The sequence below is a fragment of the Pseudomonas sp. 2VD genome (genome assembly GCF_005503585.1).
Lineage (GTDB): Bacteria > Pseudomonadota > Gammaproteobacteria > Pseudomonadales > Pseudomonadaceae > Pseudomonas > Pseudomonas aeruginosa.
Genome location: NZ_SCND01000030.1, coordinates 1 through 15,655 on the forward strand (window position 1 = coordinate 1; position 15,655 = coordinate 15,655).

The following is a 15,655-nucleotide window of genomic DNA, read 5'->3' on the forward strand; positions in this document are numbered from 1 at the left end:
AGGCGGCGCGCAAGCAATGGCTGGGAGGTCACTTGCAGATGCGCGGCACCCTGGTGCTGGATGATGGGGCGGTGAAGGCGGTGAGCCAGGATCACAAGAGCCTGTTGCCGGTTGGGGTCAAGGCGGTCCAGGGCAGCTTCCGTCGCGGCGAGATGGTGGTCTGTGTGGACCAGGGCGGGCGCGAAGTGGCGCGCGGCCTGGTCAACTACAGTGCGCTGGAGGCGCAGAAGATCCTCGGTCAGCCGACGGATGCCATCGAGGCCTTGCTCGGCTACGTGGATGGGCCGGAGCTGGTGCATCGCGACAATCTGGTTCTGGTCTGAGGAGAGGGCGAATGCGCAAGCTCGCGGGGTTGCTGGGTGGTCTGCTGCTGTTGCCGGCGCTTGCCGGGGCGGAGGAGATCGGCGAGGTTTCCACGGTGTTCAAGTGGGTCGGGCCGAACGACAAGATTGTCGTCGAGGCTTTCGACGATCCCAAGGTGCAGGGCGTGACCTGCTATCTGTCGCGCGCCAAGACCGGTGGGGTCAAGGGCGGCCTGGGGCTGGCGGAGGATCGCGCCGAGGCGTCGATCGCCTGTCGCCAGGTGGGGCCGATCCAGTTCAGTGGCGAACTCAAGGATGGCGAAGAGGTGTTCAAGCAGCGCACTTCGCTGGTGTTCAAAAGCATGCAGGTGGTGCGCTTCTTCGATCGCAAGCGCAATGCCTTGGTCTATCTGGTCTACAGCGACCGGGTGATCGAGGGCAGTCCGCAGAACGCGGTGACGGCGATTCCCCTCATGCCCTGGCCGACCGCTCGCTGAGGCGAGCGAGTCGCGGGCAATAAAAAACCGGCCATTGGCCGGTTTTTTATTCGAGCAAGGCGTGCCTTAGGCGGCAGCGGTGCTGAGGGCCTTGATGTGGCCGCTCAGACGGCTCTTGTGACGAGCAGCCTTGTTCTTGTGGATGATGCCTTTGTCAGCCATGCGGTCGATCACCGGTACAGCGGCGGTGAAGGCGGCCTGGGCTTTTTCCAGGTCCTTGGCGTCGATGGCTTTCACGACGTTCTTGATGTAGGTGCGCACCATGGAGCGCAGGCTGGCGTTGTGGCTGCGACGCTTCTCAGCCTGTTTGGCGCGTTTTTTGGCGGAAGGTGTGTTGGCCACCGTCGAGCTCCTCGAAAAAAACTGGGTAAATAGCGAACAAATTAAGGCCGCGAATAATGCCGTCGCCTCCAGGGGTTGTCAAGGGGCTGCGCATGCGGCCGGAAAGATCGGCGACGGATGTCGCCTGCTTTCTTGCGGGTGATTTATTCCGGCGCGCATTCTACACTCGGCGCGCCCTCGCGGACCGCCGTTCGGCGGCGAGGGCGCACTCGCGCGATGAACCGGCCCGGCCGGTCGCGGTCTTGGACAGGATCAATTTCGACATGCCGGCAGCCCGACATCCATGAATCTTCTCAAATCATTGGCGGCGGTGAGTTCCATCACCATGCTGTCGCGGGTCCTCGGCTTCGTCCGCGATACCATCCTGGCGCGGATCTTCGGTGCCGGCCTCGCCACCGACGCCTTTTTCGTCGCCTTCAAGCTGCCCAACCTGTTGCGGCGGATCTTCGCCGAGGGGGCGTTTTCCCAGGCTTTCGTGCCGATCCTGGCAGAGTACAAGAACCAGCAGGGCGAGGAGGCGACGCGGACCTTCATCGCCTACGTTTCCGGCTTGCTCACGCTGGTGCTGGCGCTGGTCACGGCGCTCGGCATCCTCGCCGCGCCCTGGGTTATCTGGGTCACCGCGCCGGGCTTCGCCGATACCCCGGAAAAGTTCGCCCTGACCACCGACCTGCTGCGGGTGACCTTTCCTTATATATTGCTGATCTCGCTGTCGTCCCTGGCCGGCGCGATCCTCAACACCTGGAACCGCTTCTCGGTGCCGGCCTTCGTGCCGACCCTGCTGAACGTCGCAATGATCGGCTTCGCGCTGTTCCTCACGCCTTATTTCGATCCGCCGGTCATGGTGCTGGGCTGGGCGGTGCTGGCCGGCGGCCTGTTGCAGCTCCTCTATCAACTGCCGCACCTGAGGAAGATCGGCATGCTCGTGCTGCCGCGCCTGAACCTCAGGGACAGCGGCGTCTGGCGGGTGATGAAGCTGATGCTGCCGGCGATCCTGGGGGTCTCGGTGAGCCAGATCTCGCTGATCATCAACACCATCTTCGCCTCGTTCCTGGCAGCCGGTTCGGTGTCCTGGATGTACTACGCCGACCGCCTGATGGAGCTGCCTTCCGGCGTATTGGGCGTGGCGCTGGGGACGATCCTCCTGCCGATGCTGGCGAAGACCTATTCGAACAAGGATCGCCATGAGTACTCGCGCCTGCTCGACTGGGGCCTGCGCCTGTGCTTCCTGCTGGTGCTGCCCTGTTCGCTGGCCCTGGCGATCCTCGCCGAACCTCTGACCGTCTCGCTGTTCCAGTACGGCAAGTTCACCACGGTGGACGCGGCGATGACCCAGCGCGCGCTGGTCGCCTACTCCGTCGGCCTGCTCGGCATCATCCTGGTCAAGGTTCTGGCGCCGGGCTTCTATGCCCAGCAGAACATCCGTACGCCTGTGAAGATCGCGCTCTTCACCCTGGTTTCCACCCAACTGATGAACCTGGCCTTCATCGGCCCGCTTCAGCATGCCGGCCTGGCCCTGTCCATCGGCCTGGCCGCCTGCCTGAATGCCGGCCTGCTCTACTGGCAACTGCGCAAGCAGCGTCTGTACCTGCCGCAACCGGGCTGGGCGAAGTTCCTGGTCAAGCTGGTGGTCGCGGTGCTGGCGATGTCGGCGGTGCTGCTGGCCACGATGCACTGGCTGCCGGCCTGGGAGCAGGGCGCCATGCTGGAGCGATTCCTGCGCCTCGGCCTGCTGGTGGTTGCCGGTCTCCTGGCCTATTTCGGTATGCTCGCGCTGCTGGGTTTCCGCCTGCGCGACTTTTCCCGTCGGGCGGTGCTGTGAAGCGCGTCCGGGCTGGCGGCGGGATCATGCCGTTTTGCCTGTTGTCCGGCGCCCGGTACGCGTATAATCGACCACTTTCTGAGCAATAAGCGTGCTATGCAGCTGCTTCGCGGACTACACAACCTGCAGCCCCTGGCCGGGGGCTGCGTCGCCACCATCGGTAACTTCGACGGCGTCCACCTCGGGCACCAGGCTATCCTGGCGCGTCTGCGCGAGCGCTCGCTGGAGCTGGGCGTACCCAGCTGCGTGGTGATTTTCGAGCCGCAGCCGCGCGAGTTCTTCTCCCCCGATTCGGCGCCGGTGCGTCTGACCCGCCTGCGCGAGAAACTCGAGTTGCTGCGTGGGCAGGGCGTCGACGTGGTGCTCTGCCTGGCCTTCAACCGCCGCTTGCGCGAGCTGTCGGCAGCCGAGTTCGTCCGCCAGGTCCTGGTCGATGGACTGGCGGTGCGGCACCTTGAAGTGGGCGACGATTTCCGTTTCGGCTGCGACCGTTCCGGTGACTTCGCCTTCCTGGTGAACGCCAGTCGCGAGCAGGGGTTCACCGTCGAGGCGGCCGCCACCGTCGAACTGGACGGCGTGCGGGTGAGCAGCACGCGGGTCCGCCAGGCCCTGGCCGAGGGCGACCTGCATCTCGCCGAGCGCCTTCTGGGGCGTCCCTTCAGCCTGAGCGGACGGGTCCTGCATGGACAGAAACTCGGCCGGCAACTGGGCTCGCCCACGGCCAACATTCAACTGAAACGGCGCAAGGCGCCGTTGAACGGGGTCTACCTGGTCAGTACGCTGGTCGATGGTCAGCGTTGCCAGGGGGTGGCGAACATCGGCACCCGCCCTTCGGTGAACGGCGACGGCCGTCCCCATCTGGAAGTGCACCTGCTCGATTTCGCCGGCGATCTATACGGCCGGCATCTGCAGGTGACCTTCCACCAGAAGCTGCGCGACGAGCAGCGTTTTGCCTCCCTGGAGGCACTTAAGGCGGCGATTCTCGCGGATATCGCCGCCGCCCGGGCCTACTGGCTGGGCCAACCGCTTGATTGAAGAGATCCTGAACAGGCCCTGAGATGACCGACTACAAAGCGACGCTAAACCTTCCGGAAACCGCCTTCCCAATGAAAGCCGGCCTGCCCCAGCGCGAGCCGGAAACCCTGAAGTTCTGGAACGACATCGGTCTGTACCAGAAGCTGCGGGCCATTGGCGGCGACCGTCCGAAGTTCGTCCTGCACGATGGCCCTCCGTACGCCAACGGCAGCATTCACATCGGTCACGCGGTCAACAAGATTCTCAAGGACATCATTGTCCGCTCCAAGACCCTGGCGGGCTACGACGCGCCCTATGTGCCGGGCTGGGATTGCCACGGCCTGCCCATCGAGCACAAGGTCGAGACCACCCACGGCAAGAATCTTCCGGCGGACAAGACCCGCGAACTGTGCCGCGAATACGCAGCCGAGCAGATCGAAGGGCAGAAGGCCGACTTCATCCGCCTGGGCGTGCTCGGCGAGTGGGACAACCCCTACAAGACCATGAATTTCGCCAACGAGGCGAACGAAATCCGCGCCCTCGCGGAAATGGTCAAGCAGGACTTCGTGTTCAAGGGCCTGAAGCCGGTCAACTGGTGCTTCGACTGTGGTTCGGCGCTGGCCGAGGCCGAGGTCGAGTACGCCGACAAGAAGTCGCCGACCATCGACGTCGGCTTCCCGGTGGCGGATGCCGACAAGCTGGCCGCGGCCTTCGGCCTGGCGGCCCTGGACAAGCCGGCGCAGATCGTCATCTGGACCACCACGCCCTGGACCATCCCGGCCAACCAGGCGCTGAACGTGCATCCGGAGATCGACTACGCGCTGGTCGATGCCGGCGATCGTTACCTGGTGCTGGCCGAGGCCCTGGTCGAGTCCTGCCTGGCGCGCTACCAGCGCGAGGGCAAGGTGGTCGCCACCGCCAAGGGCGAGGCGCTGGAACTGATCAACTTCCGCCATCCGTTCTACGAGCGCCTGTCGCCGGTCTACCTGGCCGACTACGTGGCCCTCGATGCCGGCACCGGTATCGTCCACTCGTCGCCGGCCTACGGCGAAGACGACTTCTATACCTGCAAGCGCTACGGGATGAGCAACGACGACATCCTCAGCCCGGTGCAGAGCAACGGCGTCTACGTCGACTCGTTGCCGTTCTTCGGCGGCCAGTTCATCTGGAAGGCCAACCCCAACGTGGTGGCCAAGCTGGAAGAGGTCGGCAGCCTGCTGGCCCACGAAACCATCAATCACAGCTACATGCACTGCTGGCGGCACAAGACGCCGCTGATCTATCGCGCCACCGCGCAGTGGTTCGTCGGCATGGACAAGCAGCCCAGGCAGGGTGCTTCCCTGCGCGAGCGAGCGCTGGAAGCCATCACCCAGACCGAATTCGTCCCGGGCTGGGGCCAGGCGCGCCTGCACGGAATGATCGCCGGGCGTCCCGACTGGTGCATCTCGCGCCAGCGCAACTGGGGTGTACCGATCCCGTTCTTCCTGCACAAGGCCAGCGGCGAACTGCATCCACGCACCGTCGAGCTGATGGAAGAGGTCGCGCAGCGAGTCGAGAAGGAAGGCATCGAAGCCTGGTTCAAGCTCGACGCCGCCGAGTTGCTCGGCGAGGAGGCCGCGCAGTACGACAAGATCAACGACACCCTGGACGTCTGGTTCGACTCCGGCACCACCCACTGGCACGTGCTGCGTGGCTCCCACCGGATCGGCCATGCCAGCGGCCCGGTCGCCGATCTCTACCTGGAAGGTTCCGACCAGCACCGCGGCTGGTTCCACTCCTCGCTGCTGACCGGCTGCGCGATCGACAACCATGCGCCGTACCGCCAGTTGCTGACCCACGGTTTCACCGTCGACGAGTCCGGCCGCAAGATGTCCAAGTCACTGGGCAATACCGTGGTGCCGCAGACCGTCATCGATACCCTGGGCGCCGACATCCTGCGCCTGTGGGTAGCCTCGACCGATTACTCGGGCGAGATCGCGGTATCCCAGCAGATTCTCCAGCGCAGCGCCGATGCCTACCGGCGGATCCGCAATACCACGCGCTTCCTGCTGTCCAACCTGAACGGTTTCGATCCGGCCACGGATCTGCTGCCGCCCCAGGAAATGCTGGCCCTGGATCGCTGGGCGGTCGATCGTGCCCTGCTCTTGCAGCGCGAGATCGAAGAGGCGTACCGCGAGTACCGCTTCTGGAACGTCTATTCCAAGGTGCACAACTTCTGCGTACAGGAGCTGGGCGGGTTCTACCTGGACATCATCAAGGACCGCCAGTACACCACCGGCGCCAACAGCGTCGCCCGGCGCTCCTGCCAGACCGCACTGTTCCACATCGCCGAGGCCCTCGTACGCTGGATCGCCCCGATCCTGGCGTTCACCGCCGAGGAAGTCTGGAAGTTCCTGCCCGGCGAGCGCGCCGAGTCGGTAATGCTCGCCACCTGGTACGACGGCCTCAGCGAACTGCCGGCCGACGTGACGCTGAATCGCCAGTACTGGGAACAGGTCATGGCAGTGAAGGCCGCGGTCAACAAGGAGCTGGAGAACCAGCGCGCGGCCAAGGCCGTGGGCGGCAACCTGCAGGCCGAAGTCACCCTGTATGCGGAAGACGCGCTGCAGGCCCAATTGGCCAAGCTGGGCAACGAGCTACGCTTCGTCCTGATCACCTCGACCGCGACCCTGGCGCCGCTGTCGGCGGCTCCAGCCGACGCGGTGGACAGCGAAGTCGCCGGCCTCAAGCTGAAAGTGGTCAAGTCGACCCACGCCAAGTGCGGTCGTTGCTGGCACCATCGCGAGGACGTCGGTCAGCATGCTGCGCATCCTGACCTGTGTGGTCGCTGCATCGAGAACATCGAAGGCAGCGGCGAGGTTCGCCACTATGCCTGAGGTCGATCGTTTCGGGCGCTTGCCCTGGCTGTGGATCACCGTGCTGGTGTTCGTCCTCGACCAGCTCAGCAAGGCGTTCTTCCAGGCCGAACTGAGCATGTACCAGCAGATCGTGGTGATCCCCGATCTGTTCAGTTGGACCCTGGCCTACAACACCGGTGCCGCCTTCAGCTTCCTGGCCGACAGCTCGGGCTGGCAGCGCTGGCTGTTCGCCCTGATCGCCATCGTCGTCAGCGCGATCCTGGTGGTCTGGCTGAAACGCCTGAAGAAGGGCGAGACCTGGTTGGCCATCGCCCTGGCGCTGGTGCTCGGTGGCGCCCTGGGCAACCTCTACGACCGCATGGTCCTTGGCCACGTGGTGGACTTCATCCTGGTGCACTGGCAGAACCGCTGGTACTTCCCGGCGTTCAACCTGGCCGATAGCGCCATCACCGTCGGCGCCGTCATGCTGGCGCTCGACATGTTCAGATCGAAGAAATCCGGAGAAGCCGCCCATGGCTGAGTCGACCCGCATTGGCCAGGAGAGCCGCGTCACCCTGCATTTCGCCCTCAAGCTGGAGGACGGCAACGTCGTCGACAGCACCTTCGACAAGCAGCCGGCCTCGTTCAAGGTCGGCGACGGCAACCTGCTGCCGGGCTTCGAACAGGCGCTGTTCGGCTTGAAGACCGGCGACAAGCGGACCCTGACCATTCTTCCCGAGCAGGGTTTCGGCCAGCCGAATCCGCAGAACGTGCAGATCATGCCGCGCGACCAGTTCCAGGACATGGAGCTGGCCGAGGGCCTGCTGGTGATCTTCAACGACGCGGCCAAGACCGAACTGCCGGGCGTGGTCAAGGCGTTCGATGAGCAGCAGGTGACCGTCGACTTCAATCATCCGCTGGCCGGCAAGACCCTGGCCTTCGAAGTCGAGATCATCGACGTCCAGCCGGCCTGAACCGTCGGTCGCTGCGCCCTTCCCAAGCGGGGAGGGCGGTAGCAAGGTTCATTCGTCCAATCACCGCGTCGCCCACGAGACCGCCATGCAAATCAAACTCGCCAATCCCCGCGGCTTCTGCGCCGGCGTGGATCGCGCCATCGAGATCGTCAACCGTGCCCTCGATGTCTTCGGCCCGCCGATCTACGTGCGTCACGAGGTGGTGCACAACAAGTTCGTCGTGGACAACCTGCGCCAGCGCGGCGCCATCTTCGTCGAGGAACTCGATCAGGTGCCGGACAACGTCATCGTCATCTTCAGCGCCCACGGCGTTTCCCAGGCGGTCCGCAAGGAAGCCGAGGGGCGCGGCCTGAAGGTTTTCGACGCGACCTGCCCGCTGGTGACCAAGGTGCACATGGAAGTGGTGCGCTACAGCCGCGACGGCCACGAATGCGTGCTGATCGGGCATGAAGGGCACCCCGAGGTGGAAGGCACCATGGGCCAGTACGATGCCAGCAACGGCGGTGCCATCTACCTGGTGGAGGACGAGGCCGACGTCGCCGCGCTGGAGGTGCGCAAGCCCGAAGCCCTGCACTACGTGACCCAGACCACCCTGTCGATGGACGACACCTCGAAGGTCATCGATGCCCTGCGCGCCAAGTTCCCGCAGATCCAGGGGCCGCGCAAGAACGACATCTGCTATGCCACCCAGAACCGCCAGGATGCCGTGAAGGAACTGGCTGACCAGTGCGACATGGTCCTGGTGGTGGGCAGCCCCAACAGTTCCAACTCCAACCGCCTGCGCGAACTCGCCGAGCGGATGGGTACGCCGGCCTACCTGATCGACGGTGCCGAGGACATGCAACGCGGCTGGTTCGACGGTGTGCGTCGCATCGGAATCACCGCAGGCGCTTCCGCGCCGGAAGTGCTGGTGCGCGGCGTTATCGCCCAGCTACGCGAGTGGGGGGCGTCGGAGGAGCAGGAACTGGAGGGGCGGGAGGAGAACATTACCTTCTCGATGCCCAAGGAACTGCGGGTCAAGGCTTTGTGAACCGTGCGCAATAAAAGAGCCCCTCTCGTAGAGGGGCTCTTTCGTTTCAGCGCCAGCAGTCGTTGACGGTGCTGTTGTTGCCGGTCTTGCCGGCTGCGCCGCGTTCGCCGAGCTGATTGAGGGTCAGCTTGCCGCAGGTCTTGTCGCGGGTCTGCGAGTTGATCGGCGTGGCGGTCAGGGTATAGGTGGTGCTGGTGGGCGTCGCTATGGTGAGGTTGTACAGGTTGTTCGGCGAGTTGGCCGAACTCATGCCCAGCTTGGCCACGTCCTTGGTGTAGCCGACCCCGGGGTTCTGCGAGTAGTAGCGTTCCTGGCGCGCGGCCGCGTCCGAGAGCAGCGCCTGGCCCTCGGTGCGGTTGGAGCGGATCACGTAGTTCTGGTAGCTGGGAATGGCGATGCCGAGGAGGATGCCGATCACCGCCACTACCACCACCATTTCCAGCAACGTGAAGCCCTTCTGTCTTGTCCTCATCGGGGCTGCTCCTCCCCGTCCTGGCGGGGCTGTTCTTTCTCGATCATCTCGGCCAGCTCCTGTTCGCTCATCTGTTTGTGAATGTAGATATCGGTGATGGTGGACCACGGCTGACTGACGGTGCCAGAGTAGGACACCACGGAGCCCGGCTTGACCTGGAACAGGCTGGGCATGCCGTTCCTGACGGTGCTGTTGGGAAGGCGGTAGAGCCGGTGGTCGATGTCCACCAGGTTCTTCTCGACCTGGACTTCGAAGACCACGCCGGCGCCTTCGAAGGTCTGGGGTTCTTCGGCCCAGCAGTGACCGGGGACGGCCAGGGCCAGCAGCAGGGACAGCGCTTTCATATCAGTTCTTTCCTTCGATGGGGCGCCAGTTCTGGCGGCCACGGGTGTTCGGTCCGGGGTTCACGGTCAGGCATTCGCCCGAGGAGCAGACTTCCGGATTGCCCTGTTCGTTGGTGCTCAGCGTCAAGCCTCCCAGGCCTTTCTGCTCGGTGCCGGATACCGCGACGTTCTGCTTGTTGTAGCTGTAGTCGGATTTCGAGTCCACGACGCCCTGGCGTGCCAGGTCGAACACGGTGAAGCTGGTGCGACCGCCGGTATAGGGATCGAGGCCATAGGTCCAGTTGCTGGCGCCGTCGGCACAGGGGTCATCGTTCGGGGTGATGGTTTGCAGCAGCACCACCTGGCCGATGGCGATCATGTCCTCGATCAGCATCTCGCCCTTCAGGGTGCCGTTGACCATGAAGTCCAGATACCAGCCGGACTGCTTGGTGCTGCCGTCATTGTTCAGCCAGTTGACCGGGTTCTGACTGGCGATGCGAATGGTGCGAGCGGTCGAGGCGAAGGTCGAGTCGGCCTGCAGGTCAAGGGTCTGTTGCTGCAGGTTGCCGCGCGTCAGTCGGGGTGTGCTGCCCGCGGCTTCGCCCTTGGTCTGCTGGTCCCAGATGCCGTAGAGCGTCTGGGCGCGGCTGGTATCGGCCCGGGCGTCGCTGTTCTCGAAGTACTTGCCGGTGCCGAAGATCACGATGTAGCCCTTGCGTGTCGGATGGCGAACCAGCGAGGGCGCGGCGGTGATCGCTTGCGCCGCGCCAGCGGAGTCGACCGCCGAATAGAGCGGCTGGCCACCGAAAGACACCCTGAAGCTCGAGGCCACCGCCGGGCCGTCGTTGGCTCGGCTGAACGGATCGTCCTGGTTGACCTTGCCGGCGATCAGGTCGAAGCGCCAGAGGTTGCCTTGCAGGTCGCCGGCGTAGGCGTAGTCGGCTACGCCGTCGCTGTTGTTGTCTGCCAGGCGAGGGCTGGATAGACCGTTAGGTACGCCGGTCCTGCCGGTGACTTCCAGTTTGCGGGTGATGGCCCCGGTCTCCAGGTCGATGATCAGCAGCGCGGCCTTGTCGTTCAGGCTGGAATAACCGTTTCCGGTAACCACGGCCCACTTGCCGTTGTGCAGCCGGGCGACCGTGGGTTTGGGGAAGCTGTAGCCTAGGTCGGGCTCCTGGTCCACGCCGATTTCCCAGAGCAGCTTGATGTTGGCGGGATCGGTCACGTCGAGGGCGAACAGGCCCTTGCCGCCGGCACGCAGGCTGCCGATCAGCACGGTGTGCCAGGCGCCGCCGAAGAAGGCGTCGGCGACCACCGGCGAACCGTCGACATAGAACTGGTGGGCGCCACCCTGGTAGCCGCGGGCGGTCAACTTGTGGAGCTTCTCGAAGACCGCGCTTGGGATGAAGGCGAAGGTCTCGTTACCGTCGGTATCGAAACCGTGCAGCATGCCGTCGTTGGCGCCGACGTATACCCGCGGGGCACGGGTTTTCTGGGCTTCTGCGAACGTGGAGTAGTTGCCGCTGGGCTCGATCGGCTGGGCCAGGTAGGTCAGGTACTGGGCCTTGCCGACCGTCGCCGGCGAGGAGTTGATGATATCGCCGAGGATCGAGTTGCGGGTGCGGAAGTTGTCGCTGTTCTCCTTGCTGCGATCGCCGCGCAGGAAGGCCACGCGGTCCTGGCCCTTGGTGTCGGCGACATCGTTGCGGTCCGGATCGCGGTTCAACTGCCGCTTCTGGTCGGCGCTGAGGCTGCCCCAGGTGAACTCCTTGAGGCCCGAGGTACCGGATCCGGCCATCATGATCTTGCGGCCAGCTCCACCGTTGGGCATCGCGTCGAGGATGCTCTGCGCGCTCCACAGCTTGGTCTGCACGGTGGCCTTGTCCTGGGTGGTCAGGCTGTAGCGGGTCAGGTCGCCAGCCCAGTTCTTGTCGCTGGCGAAGCTGGTCTGGTAGGCGAAGCGGGTCAGCTTGTCGCCAGTGTCGTCTTCCTGCAGGGACGAGCTGATGGCGGGGCGGGATGCCGGCAGGTCCTTGCCCGAAATTCGGTTGAGGATGTCCTGGAAGGCCGCGACCAGTTGGTCCGGCGAGTCGGCGCTGAAGAACTCGCCCCGGGAGTTCACTGCGGCGTGCCACAGGTCATAGACGTTGTTGCTATGGTTATTCGAAGCGTTCGGCCAGTTGAGGCGCCCGGCGGCGATTTCGTCATAGCCGCCGGAGTAGGTGGAACCCTCCCACTTCGGGCTGGTGAGGCTGGTGGTCAGGCCCAGGCCCAGGGTGTAGGTCACCATGTGTTGCCAGGTCGCCGGATCGTTGCGCGGATTCCAGTACTCCGCCGAGGGATTGGCCTGGTCCGGGTAGGGAATGTACGGCTTGATGTTGTCGTCGATATCCGGCCGGGCGTCGGTGGCCCAGTAATGGAAGGCCTGGTCGGCCAGGGTATTGGACGCAGCATCCCTGTAAGGCGTCTGGCTGCTGTAGCTCTTGCCATCGGGGAGGCTACGACTCGTGCTGTCGGCATTGCCTACGCTGGCCGAGTCGTTGTTCCAGAGACCATCGGTCATCAGAATGTGATAGCTGCCACGGCAGCTGTATTCCGGCGAGGCCTGGGTACCAGGTCGATAGGCATAGGGGCCGTTGACGCCTGTCTTCTTGAGAAACTCCCCTGCTCGAGTCATGGCCTGACGCAGCGGAGTACCACCTCCGACCGACAGGTTCTCCAGCCAGTTGAAGAAGTTCACCCGATGCTGCCCGGTGAAGTCTCTCAGGTAGTTGTTGTAACAGCTACTGGAGCCACTGCCGATCAGGCACGAGGAACTGTTCAGTAGTTGCCAACTGATCCGGGCGTTTTCAGGCAGGCTGTAGAACGCCAGGTTAGCGGCGGTCTGGGTGGCCAGGGCGCGGGTACGATAGAAGGAGTACCAGTTGGCGAAGTTCTGCTGCTGGGCCGCGCCGCTGATTTCCACACGGGTGTAGCAACTCGAAGTGGTGAGGCTGCAACCGCGGCCCCCGCTGTATTGGTAGTAGAAGGCAGGAGCCCCGTACCGGTCGATGCTGGACTCGGTGCCTGCTCCCGATCCGCCCTGGTACTGCACCGTTGGCCTGTAGTCACGGGAAAGGTTTACCCGGCCTTCCTGAGTGAAACCGTTGCGCCATGCCGCGGTGAAGCTGGGCTTGGAATAGTCCTGCACCTGGATCTGGCCATTGGAAAGGGTCACCTTTTTCGGCAGCTTGTACTGGGTATTCGGATCGAAGTACATCGGGTTGTAGCTGTTCGACGCGAAATAGACGTTGTTGCGGCTGTTGACCAGGCTATCCGGTGCATAGGCATAAGCCATACTGCCCGAGTCGTCGAGCGTCACCAGCATGTTCGGGGCGACGCCTTGGATCAGCATCAGCGGCTGCTGGCTGACCGACAGGGCGGCGGCGTGGGTGGTCTGGGCGGAGAGCAGGACGGCGCCGCTGAGCGCGGCTGCCAGCGAGGTCTTGCCGATCTGGTGGAGTGCCGATTTCATGCGAGGCTCGATCAGTTGGTGTAGAGACGGGCGAGAACGGTCTGCAGGACGGTTTCGCTGTTGGTCTGGTTGCGCGCGACGCTATTGGTCTCGTAGTAGAAGGTGCCGATGCCGCGCATCAGGTTGCCGTATTCGGGGCTTTCCGCTTCGTTGACCTGGCCGCCCGAGGGAATGGGCAGGTTGTTCCACTGCACGCTGTAGAGCGTGCCCGCGGTGGTCGCGCTGGTGATGTCGCTGCCACGGTAACTCATCCAGGTATTGGCGATGCCCTTCAGCACGCCGACCGGATTCTGGTGGGTGTCCGCCAGCTTCAGGTTCAGCGCGGCGAGGTCCAGCAGGCAGGGGCGGGCCACGTTGTCGGCCCTACAACCGGTGCCGGGCTCCGGCGGACGCAGGGTGTTGACGAAGCGCCGCTCGCCTTCGCGGAGTCCGGACTCGGCGGCGTTCTGCAAGCGAGTCTGTTCGATGACGTTGCCGGTGATGCGGCTTTCCAGTACCACTTCGCGCATGCTCGAGACCGCCAGCAGGGTGACGATCACCAGGATCGCCAGGGCGATGACCAGCGTGGCGCCGCGCTGTTGTGCAGGGAAGTTGTTCATGGCACGAGATTCCTGAGTGTCTGGCTGCCCTTGGCGATCTGGTAGAGGCGGTCCTTGTCGTTGCCTTGCAGGCTGGTCTTGGACGAGGGGTAGAGCGTGATCCAGTCGTCCAGGGTCTTGCTGTCGCCCTGGCGCAGGTTCTTGTCGCTGGCCATCAGCGCGGAGTAGCGCAGGGCACGCACCGGACGGTCGGCGATGTTGGCCTGTTCGACGAAGCTTTCCACTTCGCGTTTGCCGGCCATGGTCGGGCCGACGCCGTACTCGAGCTTGAAGTCGACCAGGCCGCTGACGATCTCCTGGCCTTTTTCCTTGACTGTCTGCGCGGAGCAGGCGAGGCTGCCGGGGACATCGGCGGTCGCGGGAACGAACAGAACGCGTGCGGTGATGGCCTGGGCGGTAGCGAATGGATCGCTGGGGGTGGTGATCGAGTTGCCTTCGCAGTCGTAGGCTTCGCCTGGCGCCGGTTGATAGCGGTAGCAGAATCCGCTCTGGCCAGCCTTGACCACGGCGGGCACCAGGGTCGAGCCGGCTTTGAATGCCTCGCAATAGGCGGTTTTCTGCTGCGCCGGGAAGGCAAACTCGTTGGGGTCGTCCGCACGTCGACGGAAACCCACCTTGGCCAGTTGCTGGTCCAGGAACATCATGGCGAAGCGTCCGTTTTCCTGGTTGCCTGCCTGGCCTTGCTGGAACAGGTAGTTGCGCTTGTTGTCCAGGTAGATCTGGGTAATCCCGAGAATCAGGAAGCTGCTGATGGCGAGGGCCACCAGTAGTTCGATCATGGACAGGCCCGATTGCCGTCGGGAGCGGTTGTTCATGCTCATGGCTCGACCCTGAGGGTGTAGTAGCAGAGGGAGGTGTCGGCGCTGCTGTCGGCGGCGTTGACGCAGGCGCCTTGCTTGCCGCGCCAGGCCAGGCGGATTTCCAGCATGGAGCCCTTGCCGTCGCAGTCGCCCGGCTTCGAGCTGCGGCAGATGTAGTAGTCGCTCTTCAGCAGGTCGCCAGCGCCTGGCAGTTCGTTCTTCACCTGTTCCGCCCAGCATCCCAGGCGGTCCTTGATCGCGTCGGGCAATGGCGTGCAGGAGGACGGCGCGGTGGGGAACGCCGACCCCTTGGCCTTGAAGAAGTCGGATTGCGTGGCCATCTGGTCCTTGACGTCGTACAGCGCCTTCGGGCTCGCCCGCATGCTTTCCAGCAGGTTGCTGCCGAGCATGGCTGCCTTGTTGCGCTCGACCGAGTCGGCGGTGTACTGGATGGTCTTGCCCTGCATGGCGATCATGCCCAGCACGCCGATGCTGATCAGCAGCAGGGCGACCAGCACTTCGATCATGCTGAAGCCGGATTGGTACAGCGGCTTGTGCCGCGATTTCAATAGCATGACTGAGGCGCCTTGGAGGAAGGTTCGAGTTGGATCCGGCCGGCCTGGCTGATGCTCAGCACGCGGCCGCCGTCGGTCTTGCCGTTCTGGCAGATGGCGAAGGTTCGTTCCGTTGGCGGTACGAGGGTACCGTTGGCCGTGAAGGTCAGATGTTCCACGGCGCTCTTTTCCTTCGCTGTCAGCGTGGCGGCACGGAAGCCGTCGTGTTTGCGCAGGGGCGCGGCGATCGAGCCGGAGGCCAGGACACCTATGCTCAGGCCCTTGCCCCAGTCCTTGTCCTTCAGCGCCTGGATGGTGATCGCGCGCCTCTGGGACACGGCTTCGCTGCGAGCGTACTGCAGCATCGCATTGAGTTCCTCGGCGGCGCTCTGCAGTTCGTTGCGTTCTGTCAGCTGCTTGAAGCTCGGAATGGCGAAGCTCGCCATGATGGCCAGCAGGACGACGATGATCAGCAACTCGATCAGGGTGAAGCCGGTCGAGTTGGAACGATATGACATGCGGTTGCTCCAGGGGGTCTACGCCTGGAAAGCATGCCAAACGGGCCTGGGAGCGTC

The 15,655-nt window shown here is 64.0% G+C and carries 16 protein-coding genes; 8 read left to right on the top strand and 8 right to left on the bottom strand.

Annotated elements, in window-relative coordinates; genetic code table 11:
- Together FFS27_RS05575 and FFS27_RS05580 are read left to right on the top strand one after the other, a co-directional pair.
- On the top strand, nucleotides 1-323 hold a 323-nt coding region (locus FFS27_RS05575), incomplete at its 5' end, for a PUA domain-containing protein (protein WP_335926891.1).
- An 11-nt stretch (nucleotides 324-334) separates the two neighbouring features.
- On the top strand, nucleotides 335-799 hold the full coding sequence (locus FFS27_RS05580) for a CreA family protein (protein ID WP_003094746.1): 465 nt from the start codon (nucleotides 335-337) through the stop codon (nucleotides 797-799).
- A 66-nt stretch (nucleotides 800-865) separates the two neighbouring features.
- On the opposite strand, the gene rpsT is transcribed toward FFS27_RS05580, so the two are convergent.
- Nucleotides 866-1,141, bottom strand: coding sequence for a 30S ribosomal protein S20 (gene rpsT / locus FFS27_RS05585; protein WP_003094744.1), 276 nt, complete (start codon nucleotides 1,139-1,141; stop codon nucleotides 866-868).
- A gap of 283 nt (nucleotides 1,142-1,424) precedes the next feature.
- Here rpsT and murJ point away from each other — a divergent pair, with 283 nt between their 5' ends.
- From murJ to ispH, 6 genes are all read left to right on the top strand, one after another.
- Nucleotides 1,425-2,963, top strand: a complete 1,539-nt coding sequence (murJ, locus tag FFS27_RS05590) for a murein biosynthesis integral membrane protein MurJ (protein WP_003102622.1) — start codon at nucleotides 1,425-1,427, stop codon at nucleotides 2,961-2,963.
- Between the two features lie 96 nt (nucleotides 2,964-3,059).
- Nucleotides 3,060-3,998 (top strand): bifunctional riboflavin kinase/FAD synthetase, encoded by a 939-nt coding sequence (gene ribF / locus FFS27_RS05595; protein ID WP_003110419.1) that lies wholly within the window; start codon nucleotides 3,060-3,062, stop codon nucleotides 3,996-3,998.
- 23 nt (nucleotides 3,999-4,021) lie between these two features.
- A complete protein-coding gene (ileS, locus tag FFS27_RS05600) occupies nucleotides 4,022-6,853 on the top strand; it encodes an isoleucine--tRNA ligase (RefSeq protein ID WP_003094730.1) in 2,832 nt (943 codons plus the stop codon).
- Nucleotides 6,846-7,355, top strand: coding sequence for a signal peptidase II (gene lspA, locus FFS27_RS05605; protein ID WP_003094728.1), 510 nt, complete (start codon nucleotides 6,846-6,848; stop codon nucleotides 7,353-7,355). Before ileS ends, lspA begins: the two co-directional genes overlap by 8 nt.
- A complete protein-coding gene (gene fkpB, locus FFS27_RS05610; protein ID WP_003094726.1) occupies nucleotides 7,348-7,788 on the top strand; it encodes an FKBP-type peptidyl-prolyl cis-trans isomerase in 441 nt (146 codons plus the stop codon). The genes lspA and fkpB overlap by 8 nt, the downstream gene beginning before the upstream one ends.
- Nucleotides 7,789-7,873: 85 nt before the next feature.
- Nucleotides 7,874-8,818: a 4-hydroxy-3-methylbut-2-enyl diphosphate reductase gene (ispH, locus tag FFS27_RS05615; protein WP_003094724.1), complete on the top strand. Its 945-nt coding sequence runs from the start codon at nucleotides 7,874-7,876 to the stop codon at nucleotides 8,816-8,818.
- 46 nt (nucleotides 8,819-8,864) lie between these two features.
- Here the strand turns inward: ispH and pilE are convergent, their stop codons facing one another.
- The 7 genes from pilE to FFS27_RS05650 are packed head-to-tail and all read right to left on the bottom strand — an operon-like array spanning nucleotide 8,865 to nucleotide 15,598.
- Nucleotides 8,865-9,290 carry a type 4a pilus minor pilin PilE gene (pilE, locus tag FFS27_RS05620; protein WP_003094721.1) on the bottom strand — a complete coding sequence of 142 codons (426 nt, stop codon included), beginning with the start codon at nucleotides 9,288-9,290 and terminating at the stop codon, nucleotides 8,865-8,867.
- Complete coding sequence (pilY2, locus tag FFS27_RS05625; protein WP_021264112.1) at nucleotides 9,287-9,634, bottom strand: type 4a fimbrial biogenesis protein PilY2; 348 nt, start codon at nucleotides 9,632-9,634, stop codon at nucleotides 9,287-9,289. Before pilY2 ends, pilE begins: the two co-directional genes overlap by 4 nt.
- Before the next feature lies 1 nt (nucleotide 9,635).
- Nucleotides 9,636-13,127 carry a type 4a pilus biogenesis protein PilY1 gene (gene pilY1 / locus FFS27_RS05630; RefSeq protein WP_021264113.1) on the bottom strand — a complete coding sequence of 1,164 codons (3,492 nt, stop codon included), beginning with the start codon at nucleotides 13,125-13,127 and terminating at the stop codon, nucleotides 9,636-9,638.
- An 11-nt stretch (nucleotides 13,128-13,138) separates the two neighbouring features.
- Nucleotides 13,139-13,726 (bottom strand): type 4a pilus minor pilin PilX, encoded by a 588-nt coding sequence (gene pilX / locus FFS27_RS05635; protein WP_003094700.1) that lies wholly within the window; start codon nucleotides 13,724-13,726, stop codon nucleotides 13,139-13,141.
- The gene (pilW, locus tag FFS27_RS05640) at nucleotides 13,723-14,547 is read right to left on the bottom strand and encodes a type 4a pilus minor pilin PilW (protein ID WP_023101584.1); all 825 of its coding nucleotides are present in this window, start codon (nucleotides 14,545-14,547) and stop codon (nucleotides 13,723-13,725) included. Before pilW ends, pilX begins: the two co-directional genes overlap by 4 nt.
- Nucleotides 14,544-15,101: a type 4a pilus minor pilin PilV gene (gene pilV / locus FFS27_RS05645; RefSeq protein ID WP_003094697.1), complete on the bottom strand. Its 558-nt coding sequence runs from the start codon at nucleotides 15,099-15,101 to the stop codon at nucleotides 14,544-14,546. The genes pilW and pilV overlap by 4 nt, the downstream gene beginning before the upstream one ends.
- Nucleotides 15,092-15,598, bottom strand: a complete 507-nt coding sequence (locus tag FFS27_RS05650; RefSeq protein WP_003094696.1) for a GspH/FimT family pseudopilin — start codon at nucleotides 15,596-15,598, stop codon at nucleotides 15,092-15,094. The genes pilV and FFS27_RS05650 overlap by 10 nt, the downstream gene beginning before the upstream one ends.
- Nucleotides 15,599-15,655: the final 57 nt, after the last annotated feature.